The following is a 12,281-nucleotide window of genomic DNA, read 5'->3' on the forward strand; positions in this document are numbered from 1 at the left end:
AGTCCATGTCCAAAGAAAATACCTTTCAGCAGGATACTATCGATATGGATGTACTCCGTCGCACGCTGATCAGCATGGTCGATACACTCGCTTTCGATCTGCGCAAAGAGCAGAAACTAACCAGCTGCGTCACCCTCAAGATCCGTTACAGCAACTTCGATACCCATACGCAGCAGTTGCAGATTGGCTATACCAATTCGGATCGAAAGCTTACCGATGTGGTGCTTTCGCTATTCAAAAAACTCTATAGCCGCAGGATGCTGATACGGCTTATCGGGATCAAGTTCTCGGGCCTGATATACGGTTCTTACCAGACCGATCTCTTTGACGATAGCGCCGAGGAGGTTAACCTCATGCAAGCCATGGACAAGATCCGAAAACGCTATGGGGCCGAATTTCTGATGAAGGCCATCTGTGCGCCCCTGCCGGAGAAAGGAGGGGAGCAATGCTCTTAAATCTACATAGCTATTATAGCCTACGTTTTGGTACCCTCAGCCTGCAGGATCTCGTGTCGGGCATGCTTGCTGGCGGTTATGATACCGCCGTGCTTACCGATATCAACAACAGTTCGGGATCACTGGATTTTATCAAACTGGGGCGCGCAGCCGGACTGAACCTACTCGCAGGGATGGAGTTCCGCAACGACGATCAGCTTTTTTTTGTAGCCATTGCGAAAAATGAGCGTGGCTTCCGTGAGATCAATGAGTATCGAACTAAGCTCAATATGGAAAACCGTGCTATACCGGAGCGTGCGCCCGAATTTGAGGAGGTCTTTGTCATCTATCCCTTTAGCAGGCTCAATGCCTTTCCATTGCGGGACTTCGAATACATCGGCGTTCGACCCAGTGAGCGTACCCGCGCCCAGCTGATGGACCACAAGGTACTTGATCGCTGTGTGATAATCGCACCCGTCAGTTTCCGCAAAACCGACTACACCTTACATCGGCAATTAAGGGCGATTGATAACAACTTGTTAATTTCGCAGCTTAACAAAGGGCAGATCGCTGCCGAGGACGAGGTATTTATCCCTCGGGTCAAGCTTATGCGCTTATTTGCCGACTTGCCCCAATTGCTGGCCAACACCAACCGTATACTGGGCCAGTGTTCTTTCAGTTTCGATTTCACCAGTGTTAAAAATAAAGCAACCTTTACCGGTAACCGCTACAACGATAAGCAGCTCCTGTACAAGTACTGCATGGATGGCTTTTCCAGACGCTATGGTCGTAACGACCGGGTGGCAACCGAACGCATCCAGCGCGAGCTCGAGATTATCGAAAACCTGCGTTTCTCCAGTTATTTTCTCATTACCGACGATATCTGCCGCTACGCACGTGGGCGCAATTTTCACTATGTAGGCCGTGGATCGGGGGCCAATTCTGCTGTTGCTTATTGCTTGGGGATCACCGATGTTGACCCCATTGCACTTAAGCTTCCCTTTGAGCGTTTTCTCAATCCCAAGCGCAAGAGTCCGCCTGATTTTGATATAGATTTTAGTTGGAATGAACGCGACGAGATGTACGACTATATTTTCAACCGTTATCAGACAGGACATACAGCCCTGATGGGCGCCATGAGCACCTTTCGCTCCCGCAGCATCCTGCGCGAGCTGGGTAAGGTATATGGGCTACCCAAGGCCGAGATCGACCGCCTGGTGCATGAGCCCGATCATATGCTCAACAAAAATGAGGTGACTAATACAATTCTGAGCGTTTACAACCGCATGGCCGATTTTCCCAATCAGCGGACCATCCATGCCAGCGGCGTGCTCATTTCGGAGGAACCGCTCACCTGTTATTCGGCGATGGACAATCCGCCCAAGGGATTGCCGACCATGCAGTTTGATATGTATGTGGCCGAAGATATCGGTTTTGAAAAGTTCGATATCCTTTCCCAGCGAGGTATCGGCCATATCAAAGATTGCCGGACCATTGTGCGGGAAAACTTGGGTGTGGTGATCGATACCGACAACCCCAAGCGTTTTTTTCAGGATGCCCATATTGCGACGCAATTAAAATCAGCCAATACCATCGGCTGTTTTTATATCGAGAGCCCGGCCATGCGGCAGCTGCTCACCAAACTGCGTTGCGATGATTACCTGACGTTGGTGGCAGCGTCCTCCATTATTCGGCCTGGTGTGGCCAGTTCGGGTATGATGGGCGAATATATCCGCCGGCATCACGACCCCACGACGGTCGTCTATCCGCACCCCGTGTTTAAGGAACAGCTCGAAGAGACCTATGGCGTGATGGTCTATCAGGAAGATGTGATGAAGATCGCCAATGCCTACGGTGGACTCGATATGGCCGATGCCGATGTGCTGCGGCGCATGATGTCGGGCAAATACCGGAGCAAAGACCACCTGATCGAAATCGAGGATAAATTCTTTTCCAACTGCAAGGCCAAGGGATACCCCGAAAAGACGAGTCGCGAGATCTGGCGGCAGATGGAAAGCTTTGCGGGCTATTCCTTTAACAAGGCGCATTCCGCATCCTTTGCTGTAGAGAGTTATCAGAGTCTTTTCCTCAAGACCTATTATCCTTTGGAGTTTATGGTTGCGGTACTCAACAATTATGGTGGGTTTTACAATCGTAAAGTCTATGTCAATGAGGCGCGAATTTCAGGCGGCAATATCTGCCTGCCCTGTGTCAATCAGTCCGTTTTTAATACCTCCATTCAGGGTAAGGATATTTATCTGGGTTTTGACTGCCTGCTCAACTTGGAGGGTAAACTGGCCCATCGCATTATCGAAGAGCGCGAAGCGAATGGCACCTATACGAGTCTGGAAAATTTTGTTAAGCGCACACAGACGGGTATTGAGCAGGTTGTTATCTTGATCCGTGTTGGAGCCTTGCGCTTTACGGGGACGGGAAAAAAGCAATTGCTGTGGGCTTCGCATCTGATGATGAGCAAGCATAATCCTGTTGCAACGGGTATGGCGCTCTTTGAGACTGAGAGTCGCAAGCCTATACTGCCGCCCTTGGAAGAAGATATCCTGGAGGACTATTACGACGAAATGGAGCTGATCGGCTTCTGTGTCACAGGGACGCTTTTTGATCTTACCAAAAGCAATTACCGGGGCGATATGCCAGCCAGGGAACTCCACTTGTTTGAAGGGAAAATAGTCCGCGTTGTGGGGGATTTTGTCTGTGAGAAATTTGTGAAGACCAAGCGTGGCGACCTGATGAAATTCGGTACTTTCCTCGATGCCGAAGGGCGTTTTTTTGATACCGTCCATTTCCCACAGAGCCTGGTCAAATATCCGCTCCGTGGGGCGGGAATCTATTTGGTTGAAGGCAGAGTTGTCGTAGAATATGGTTGCCCTTCCATTGAGGTGATCCGCTGTGCTAAAATGCCGTTAAAGCCAGATCCTAGAAGCGAGTAACCTGCCGCTTTAATCCAGTACTGCGGTGAGGTTGGGATTAATCACAAATTTACCTTCTGCAGTCTCTTGGATGAAATCTGATAGATTGATATGAAGCATTAGCGTATGGTTTTCATTCGGAGAAAGTTTATTGTCGGCTGCGATATTCACCGCGATAATTTGTCCTTGCGGCATCTCTAAAGCATAGGGAAGGTCATCTATGACTATTTCATTTCCTGTAGGGGCAACTTTTAGCATAACTTCCTGTAGGCTGCCATGGGGCACATGTCCACCCGCGACGATGCTATCCTTTTGAATTCCGAGGATGTTTACCCTTTTATTCGCCTCGATTTTTCCTCCACCTGCAGACGTGCGGGTCCATAACTGCTGGATCTCGAGATGGACTGCATCATACTGATCACCTTCAGTTTTTATCTTCACTTTTAAGTGCGCCTGCTCGGGTGCGGGGCTATCATCCTCATGGCAGCTACCTAAAAGTATGAGGAGGACCAGGCCCATAAGATGCAACAGCACAGAAACCCTGCGGGCGGTTAACTTTGTATTTTTTCTATTGGAAATCAGGGGCATAATTGTTTTTTTATAATTGAACACAAGAGGAGCGGTCATCGTTTGCTTTTTTGTAAAAACAGCCCGCTACGTGAGCCATATACACATTGTCCATTTTTCTCTTACTATTCAATTTAACTTTTCATATCTTTGTAGTTCATGCAAAAACAACTATTCACATATTATAGTTTAGCGATTGGAATGATTGCCTGATTCCGGGTGTCTTGCTTCTTGCGTTTCGCTGGTAATAAGCATGTTACCAGTGGTATACCTGTGAGTCATTCGGATGACCAATAATCAGCAATTTAATTCATCATTCTAAATTAATAATAAATGAATAACCTCGCATTATTTGGTTGGAATAGTGACCTATTTCAGCTTAAACAAGAATCTACATATTCTAATCTTTTTCATGGTCGTGTTTCGGCTGTGAACAAAACTAACTACGAGATCATGTCCGAGAACGGCTTGCTATTTTGCGAGCTGGCGGGCAATCTGCTCTTTGGAAAGTCAGCGTTTGAGCTACCCTGCACGGGGGACTGGGTTATCTTTCAACCTTTTGACGACAACAAAGGAATAATTGTCGATATCCTATCGCGTACCCACACATTGTACAGAAGAAAGAGTGGTACCATTTCGGATAAACAGGCAATAGCATCTCATATAGACAAAGCTTTTATTGTTCAGAGCTTGGATGCCAATTTTAATCCCCGTCGAACGGAACGGTTTATGGCCCAGGTATTGGAAGAAAATATTCAACCGGTGCTCATACTCACTAAATCTGATTTGGATTTTAATCGACAGGATATAGATGAGTCGTTAAAACACCTTACCAGCAACGTGCAAGTATTTTACACAAGCATTCATTCCACAGAGTCCATTGTTCTTGTACGTGAATCTATCCTGCCTGGGGAAACAATAGTATGTATAGGCTCCTCTGGTGTAGGAAAAAGTTCTTTAGTCAATGCGTTATGCGAACGCACAGTGTTGCTCACCTCCGAAACAAGTAACGCCACAGGGAAAGGTAGGCACACTTCAACCCGGAGAGAAATGGTCTTGATGGATGGTTCCGGCGTTTTGATTGACACGCCCGGTGTAAGAGAATTCGGTTTAGCGTTAGAAACTCCCGAAACATTGGAAGACGTATTTGATTTCTCTGGATTTGCTGGCTCCTGCCGCTTTGACAATTGTGCTCATCTTTCCGAACCTGGATGTGCAGTTAAGAATGCGGTAGACAATGGTCTTTTAGAACCTCGTGTATACGAAAGCTACTTAAAATTGAGAAAGGAATCATGGCATTTCTCCGTATCTGAACATGACAGGCGCAAAAGAGATAAATCCTTCTCAAAAATCGGGGAGGAGGCGAAGCGAATAAAGAAACGCTAATCAATTTTTCAATTTTATACAGATGTTCCTTAACAATGTTGAACATCTGTATAATTTAAGATGCAGATATCAAACCTTGGTAGTCACGAATTCAGTTTATACTATACAATTCTACCCCCCGGAAACGACTAATTTTCGAGGAAACATTTCATGTAGCGGATATAATAACAGAATCGATTGAATCAGGGGAAAGTACTACTTTATTAAAAAGGCCGGCGACATGAATTACCGACCTTTATAACTACTAAAACAAACTAACTTAACCTATCAGATAACGATATCCATTTATAATAGTTGATTTTTTAGCAAAAAAAAAAGGACTCATCTTTCGATTAGCCCCTAACTAAATTATAGACAGATCCATAAAGGACCGGAAAATACGTTTAAAATGGCCAGGCCTAAAACCTGACCATACAATTAAATCAATCTAACTGAACTGATACATAACGATTGACGCTAAATGGACAATTCTGTTAACAGCTTGGTTTGATAAAAATGAAAAAGCCTTGAGGGGGGAACCCAAGGCTCTAATTATTATTAACCTATATTTTTGAAAAGTACTTATAATACAATGTCGAATTACTTTTAGTTTGAAAAAAATAAAAAAGGCTGATCCTAAGACCAGCCTTTAAAATCAACCATAAAAAATAAAACCTATTAATCGTGTCCTTCAGTCTTAACGATCTTATTGTAAATTCCCAATAATAAAAACGGTGCCGCCCATTGACCGACGAACAAAGCTGTATTATCATCTTTTGTTTTGCAACATTTTAATGCTGCTGAAATTCCCATCGCTGCAAGTGATGCCGCCAAGAATAAAATTGAGGGAATTTTAGAAGTTTGCTGTTCTACTTCTTTTGTTACTTTGTCTTCATTTCCTGTTGTAAGTGCCATAATATATATACTTTGGTTTATTAATGAACTACTTTCAGGAACGAATAGTTTAGTTTTATACAAAAAAAGACCAGGACTCAGAATCTCGACCTTCCATTCAAGATATTGCACTAAAGACTTTTATGTCGTTACTTTGGTATTCCTAAGAAATAAAATACGCTATTTTGTGTTAAGGTTCTTCGTTATCTGCCATGATTTTAAATGATGATTATAGGTGAGCATCCAAGCCGTTTCATTGGCTCTCTTTCCTTTTTCATTTAAATATTCACCTACTCGTACTGTTATCAGCGTTGTAGTATCTCTAAGTATTTCAGCATATGCTTTTTCACCAGTGCTAAGTTCTGCTATTGCCGGAATATTTTCTACACCTACTTCGGGTTCGAACAGGAATGTTGCTGTACACCCAACATTGAGACTTTTTCCTTGAAATATGATTCCGTTCATGATGTTATCTTTTTAAGGGTGAGAAATTTATATTACAAAGAGAACCGCTATGGCATTGGTACCCTTTTATAAGTTTTACAGTAATATAACGTTTACAAGTCGTGATTTATTTTTTCTTGCTGATTTCATGAAATAAATATTACATTTCTTCAATAAGATCGCGAGTTCCTTGATGCGGGGGTGAATCCATTGCAAGCGATCGGTTTGGTTCGGGGTCAGCTGTAGGATCTTTGACTAAGCACAAAGTTAACGAATTTCGAACCATATGGGCTTCATTACTGTTCCAAAGTAAAGAGAACCGTATATAGCTTTTGAAGATGAAATTTGTCAAAGTAAATCGAGTCGTATTAACCGCGCTGCGAGCGATGGGGTATAATGTGCTGATTTCACCTGTCGAAGTCCAGGATCCACAAAATATTACCTGGAAGGCGATGTGGGTAGAGAACGTTGATACCTGGATTAGGAACTTGTATTGTGGGCAGGGAAGTACGGCTCGTCCAAATATTCTTGACATTGATTATGTACTGGCCAACGTTCCCGAGTGCTATTTGTCAGGAAGTGTATTTATAGAAAGTGATAAGGTTTATTAGTCTATAAATCCGCTTCGTTATTTGGCGTGAATATCTTCCGTTTAAAGATTATTGTGGCTACGTTTTTTTAAGAGATCCAGAGGTTAAAGAATCGTTGTACGATTACCCATTTACCATTCACTTTTTCAAGCAGAAATGCATCACCATTTCCACATAAAGGACCGCATACATAGTCAACCGGCACGTATGCTTTTTTGCGGTTATACCCCATAATGGGAAGATGAAAGTAATAAATGCTTTGATTACGGTTCATCCTGTATTTATCGGCGTCATCGACATTGTACGCTGCTTTGATAGCGGCTGGAATCGGGATGATTGCCTTCCTTTCGTTCATCTGATTAAGCATATCCAGCGAGTCTTTGAGCTGGTTATCCAGTATTTTCATCAGCTTCTGTGGGTCGACGTTGTAAAAAACATAATTCCTGTCATGCAATGATGAGATAGAATCTCTCATAAACTTATTATGAATGAACGCCCTTCGTTCTCCTTCACGTTGCAGTTTGATACCAGCCGAATCGTCAGACAAAATTGTTTCTAAAATGGAAACATAGTCTTTTTGCACTGAGCTGTCATTGTATATTTTGGATTTATTATTTTGGACAGGTGTCATTGTACTTTTACGCATTGTACAGCCCTGGAAAACTAAAAAAAAGAAGATAATATATAGATAATTCATATGCAATTAGTTGTTCCTATTTCCGTACTAGATCTGTGCCAAAAAACTTCATTTTCAGTTTTTGGTCTAATGCCGCTTTCCATCTTTTGCGCCATCCCAGACTTCAGTAATGTTACAACTGGGTGCTGAAGAGGCAAAGCCTTTATTTTGTCAACGAAGAAGATTATGAGCTGTTCTTTATGAATAGCTTATATCAGTGGCATGAGATGGGGGATAATACTTTCGTTTAACACTGTAATACGCATTCTATCTGCGTACTTCTATATTTCTGTGTAAGCTTCAATTTTTTCAAGAAAATTATCTACCTGATAATAAGAGGTTTTCCATTGTTTTTATGCTCTTTTTTTAATGCGCAAAAAGGCTTCAGTAGCGCAATCGATCTTTGTGTTAATGAAAATTTAAAAAAGCATGAAGAAATGAAAGCACATATCATCAAGAAGCTCATGGAAATAGAAGCGAGCGAAGGAGTACGTATACTTTTCGCCTGTGAATCAGGAAGTCGAGGTTGGGGATTTCCGTCAATCGACAGTGATTACGATGTTCGGTTTATTTATGTAAGAAAAGCAGATGACTATAGTCTTTTGTTTCCGCTTCCTACCGAAATGCGGTTTCCGATAACCGATGACCTTGATATCGCAGGCTGGGATCTGTTTAAAGTACTCATCTTAATGTATAAGAGCAATGTGAGCCCATTTGAATGGATTCAGTCACCAGTAGTCTATCACGAGTTTAACGGATTCAAAACAAGTTTTAGGACAATGATCGAAAATTATTTTGACGCACGTAGGCACGCCCATCATTATCTTGGGATTGTCCGAAGCAAAGTGAAAGATCTTCGGCGAGAAACGATGAAGCTCAAGAGCTTATTTTATATCCTCAGATCTTTACTAGCGGCAGACTGGAGTATGACCTATCGCAGTTATGCGCCGATGACATTGGCCGAACTATCCGTATCATTGCCCAATGTTGTTAAAGTCGAAGTCATGCAGTTACAGAAGTTGAAAAGCCAAGTCGATGAAGGTTTTGCATTCAGCTGTTCAGCTACCATAAGGAGTTATATCGAAACAAAGTTAATACATTTAGAGAGCCAAGTAGAACAGGTTCCCGTATCCGTATTGGATAAGGAAGGACTAGAGAATTACTTTAAAACTATATTAAGATGACTATAGACGAACTTCGAAAGAACGGGCTGATCCTGTTTGAGGCCGTTGTCGGCAGCCGGGCATATGGTTTGGCCACCGCATCTTCCGATACGGATATCAAAGGGGTATTTTATCTGCCTCTGGAAGATTACTTGGGTGGTCAATATACTGCCCAAGTGGCTAATGCGAGCAATGATGAAGTGTATTATGAGCTAGGTCGCTTCGTCGAGCTCCTATCAAAGAGTAATCCGACTGTATTGGAGCTATTGGCTAGTCCTGCCGATTGCATCGTATACCGAGATCCAATAATGGAGCAATTTAAAATGCAGGAATTTATTACGCGGGAGGCCGCTATGACTTTTGCGCAATATGCTATGGTACAGGTGCGTAAGGCAAAAGGGTTGAATAAGAAAATCAACAATCCGATGGATCACGAACGTAAAAATTTGCTGGAGTTCTGCTTTATCATAGCCGATAATGGTAGTTTACCGTTAAGCGCGTGGCTAAGCAGGCGGCATTGGAAGCAGGAAAACTGTGGTTTAGCAAAGATTGGACATGCAAAGGGAATGTATGCCCTATATTATGATCAGACTCAGACTTTGGGTTATAAAGGCGTCGTGGCTAACCTGGATAGCAATGAGGTGTCGTGCAGTTCTATCGCAAAGGGTCAGACACTTTGTGCGTACCTCTGTGTTAATTACGAATCTTATTCATCTTATTGCAAGGCGTATAATGAATATTTCAGCTGGGTGTCAGCACGCAATGAGGCACGTTTTGAGGGGACAATGGATCATGGGCAGGGTTATGATGCGAAAAATATGATGCATACCATACGTTTATTGCAACAGGCAAAGGAGATTGTATCCAAAAAGAAATTACAGATAGAACGTCCCAATAGGGAAGAGCTCCTGCGCATCAAGAATGGCGCCTATAGCTATGAGGAACTTTTTGTCTGGTCGCAAAAGCTCCTTCAGGAAGTTGAAGAGCTCTGCTTGCACAGTTTATTTCCGGTAGCGCCAGATCAGGATAAGCTGAAGCATCAATTGGTTGATATGCGTAAGCGTCTGTATCATGTTAAGATTTAATTCTTCATGTCAAGGAGAAGTCAGTAATGGATAGCGTTCCACCATCCTTAAACTTCATGGAAACTAATGCATACTTTGGATTTTAAGCAAAGCATTTGCGATTTCGGTTGCTTTCTCCCGGATGGTGACCGGTTGATTTTTATATGATGGTGGATAATCTCCATTATACCAAGGCATAATTCCTCATTTTTGTATTTAGAACAAGATACGCGTAGGATTTCAAATAAATTTATCTGTTTCTGTACTAATTAGTTAATTGACACACGATTGTTACAGGAGGAATTTTTTCTTAATTTCGAACCTTTATAGTTATAATTCATTCCATTTATGCTGTTCATTTATACACGTTACGAATACGTTTTAGGAAGTAAAAATATCACTGCAACATTAAAAAATGAGACCATACCGCAGAATTTCAATCTTAGTATCATTACACCTGCGACCAAATTTTTAGGATTTCCAGTTGGAGGAGGTCTGGTAAAAATGTCTCGTTTAGTTAATCAATACGGGCAGGTCATCCACGCAAGAAATTATTCGCCTGAAATAAAAGAAGAGGTAAAGAAATTTAAGAAGACACTAGAAATTCCCTATTTCAAACTTTGGAAAGGGTATTTGATTATAGCATCGATAGCAATTATCGGATCTATTATTTACGGTATTAAACTGAACATGGATGGCAAGAAATATCGGAATGAAAAAGAAAGTCTTGCTAAGTCGGCTCAACAATTACAGGCAGGACAACTATATGGAGCAAGTTTCTTTACCGATGCTGAAGGAAATAACATCCAAGGTTTACCAGCAGGTTGGGTTAAGATTCTAAAGATAGAAGGAGATACAATCTTTGTCCAACGGTCTAAAAAAATATCGGATCGGGCGATGTTTGAAATGAAAGATTTGGAATCAATTAAGCCAACATCGGATGAAGACTGGAACAATAGGATCGAAAAAATGAATTATACGCTATTTAAAGAAGCTGTGAACAATAAAAATTTATCCAGTATTGATTTATCTTATATTGGTGCAGATCACGATAAATATTCTGGCGTTATTATGTCTTTTAAAGGCGTTGAATGATATTATTTCTAGGATTAAAATTAGAAAAATAGGCGGGAAGACAAGCAATTTTGATGGGATGGAAGCAGAAAATACAGATCAAACACAGCGCAATATATGGTCCAAAAAAAGCAGTCGACTTTTAATAGTGCTACCTTTTTTGCTGCCATTATTTTTTATCGGAAAAACCTTTGGCTGGTGGCAAAAAGAATTTGTTGCCAGGGGGTATATTATCGGAATAGAGTCAAACGGTAAAGTTTATGAGTTGGGCAATGGAGGCGGCTTTGCTTTCAGTAAACGTTTTGTTAGGGATAAGAATGTATTTTTAAAGGCGGGAGCTGGCACGGTATGTTTTATTTCTGCACTAGCGAAACAACAATATCAGCTCAATTCTGAAACTACTGTTAACCCATTTTTTCAGGGAAGCGTTACCTTCATCAATAACAGTGAAAGCTCGAAAGTTTATTGTCAGGAAGAGAAAAAATACATCGATGCGAGTTCATACTATACGGTCAATAGTGTCTTTGATAGGAACGGGCATCTTTTGTTGGCTTACAGCACCGACAATGAAGCACCAAAATCCTTAAGAAAGACTCCGTTTATTAAAACTATTATAAATCAGGGGATGTCTCGGCGCTCAGGCGGAAGTGTAAGCGATGTAGAAGACCCTTATATCAACGTTTCAGAAATCTTTGAGCAATTTTTCGATAGAAAACTGAATTATTCTGTTGACGAAGAAAAAAAAATCATACGTTTAATACTATAAGTATCTACTCCATATTTATTTCCGCAGGTAAGTATTGGAGGTAACATTTTTCAGGGCTAAGTCTAGCTCATAAACAATGAGCCTGAAGAGTTTTTAAACTTACGCTAGTTCGTAACAAATCCCCTTACAGCCTGGGTATTTTTGAGAATCAATTGCAGGTGCGTTGCTTTAATACATGAATTACCAATTATCAATATTGGTTGATTTTTCAAGAATGGATTTGATCAGCCCATTAAAGTACGCGTTTACGAATTGATGTTTTTTCTCATTTTTGGGGCTACCGTTGCCTTTGAAATAAAATTTTTTCACGTTCATTT

12 protein-coding genes are annotated in these 12,281 nt (G+C 41.7%); 8 read left to right on the forward strand and 4 right to left on the reverse strand.

Features of this window, described 5'->3' with window-relative positions; genetic code table 11:
• A partial coding sequence (locus tag BGP15_RS11125; RefSeq protein WP_502688437.1) for a DinB/UmuC family translesion DNA polymerase occupies window positions 1-455 on the forward strand: 455 nt, incomplete at its 5' end.
• Window positions 446-3,382: a DNA polymerase III subunit alpha gene (locus BGP15_RS11130; RefSeq protein ID WP_286769546.1), complete on the forward strand. Its 2,937-nt coding sequence runs from the start codon at window positions 446-448 to the stop codon at window positions 3,380-3,382. The genes BGP15_RS11125 and BGP15_RS11130, both read left to right, overlap by 10 nt.
• A 9-nt stretch (window positions 3,383-3,391) precedes the next feature.
• On the opposite strand, the gene BGP15_RS11135 is transcribed toward BGP15_RS11130, so the two are convergent.
• A complete protein-coding gene (locus BGP15_RS11135) occupies window positions 3,392-3,988 on the reverse strand; it encodes a DUF4382 domain-containing protein (protein WP_286769547.1) in 597 nt (198 codons plus the stop codon).
• Window positions 3,989-4,261: 273 nt separating this feature from the next.
• Between BGP15_RS11135 and rsgA the strand changes: the two genes are divergently transcribed.
• Window positions 4,262-5,314, forward strand: a complete 1,053-nt coding sequence (gene rsgA, locus BGP15_RS11140) for a ribosome small subunit-dependent GTPase A (RefSeq protein ID WP_286769548.1) — start codon at window positions 4,262-4,264, stop codon at window positions 5,312-5,314.
• A 657-nt stretch (window positions 5,315-5,971) separates the two neighbouring features.
• On the opposite strand, the gene BGP15_RS11145 is transcribed toward rsgA, so the two are convergent.
• Both BGP15_RS11145 and BGP15_RS11150 read right to left on the reverse strand, forming a co-directional pair.
• Window positions 5,972-6,208: a hypothetical protein gene (locus BGP15_RS11145; protein WP_112374587.1), complete on the reverse strand. Its 237-nt coding sequence runs from the start codon at window positions 6,206-6,208 to the stop codon at window positions 5,972-5,974.
• Window positions 6,209-6,367: 159 nt separating this feature from the next.
• Window positions 6,368-6,652: a hypothetical protein gene (locus BGP15_RS11150; RefSeq protein ID WP_286769549.1), complete on the reverse strand. Its 285-nt coding sequence runs from the start codon at window positions 6,650-6,652 to the stop codon at window positions 6,368-6,370.
• A 317-nt stretch (window positions 6,653-6,969) separates the two neighbouring features.
• Here BGP15_RS11150 and BGP15_RS11155 point away from each other — a divergent pair, with 317 nt between their 5' ends.
• Window positions 6,970-7,242, forward strand: a complete 273-nt coding sequence (locus BGP15_RS11155) for a hypothetical protein (RefSeq protein ID WP_070568767.1) — start codon at window positions 6,970-6,972, stop codon at window positions 7,240-7,242.
• A gap of 67 nt (window positions 7,243-7,309) precedes the next feature.
• On the opposite strand, the gene BGP15_RS11160 is transcribed toward BGP15_RS11155, so the two are convergent.
• Window positions 7,310-7,918 carry a hypothetical protein gene (locus tag BGP15_RS11160; RefSeq protein ID WP_286769550.1) on the reverse strand — a complete coding sequence of 203 codons (609 nt, stop codon included), beginning with the start codon at window positions 7,916-7,918 and terminating at the stop codon, window positions 7,310-7,312.
• Window positions 7,919-8,334: 416 nt separating this feature from the next.
• On the opposite strand from BGP15_RS11160, the gene BGP15_RS11165 reads away from it, so the two are divergent.
• The 4 genes from BGP15_RS11165 to BGP15_RS11180 all read left to right on the forward strand — a co-directional run bounded on the left by BGP15_RS11165 (window position 8,335) and on the right by BGP15_RS11180 (window position 11,964).
• Window positions 8,335-9,081: a nucleotidyltransferase domain-containing protein gene (locus tag BGP15_RS11165; RefSeq protein ID WP_286769551.1), complete on the forward strand. Its 747-nt coding sequence runs from the start codon at window positions 8,335-8,337 to the stop codon at window positions 9,079-9,081.
• Window positions 9,078-10,145 carry a DNA polymerase beta superfamily protein gene (locus BGP15_RS11170; protein ID WP_286769552.1) on the forward strand — a complete coding sequence of 356 codons (1,068 nt, stop codon included), beginning with the start codon at window positions 9,078-9,080 and terminating at the stop codon, window positions 10,143-10,145. The genes BGP15_RS11165 and BGP15_RS11170 overlap by 4 nt, the downstream gene beginning before the upstream one ends.
• Window positions 10,146-10,472: 327 nt before the next feature.
• Window positions 10,473-11,219 (forward strand): hypothetical protein, encoded by a 747-nt coding sequence (locus tag BGP15_RS11175; protein ID WP_286769553.1) that lies wholly within the window; start codon window positions 10,473-10,475, stop codon window positions 11,217-11,219.
• Window positions 11,212-11,964 (forward strand): hypothetical protein, encoded by a 753-nt coding sequence (locus BGP15_RS11180; RefSeq protein WP_286769554.1) that lies wholly within the window; start codon window positions 11,212-11,214, stop codon window positions 11,962-11,964. Before BGP15_RS11175 ends, BGP15_RS11180 begins: the two co-directional genes overlap by 8 nt.
• Window positions 11,965-12,281 lie beyond the last annotated feature (317 nt).

The organism is Sphingobacterium sp. 40-24, assembly GCF_001899705.1.
In the GTDB taxonomy this organism is placed as follows: Bacteria; Bacteroidota; Bacteroidia; order Sphingobacteriales; family Sphingobacteriaceae; genus Sphingobacterium; species Sphingobacterium multivorum.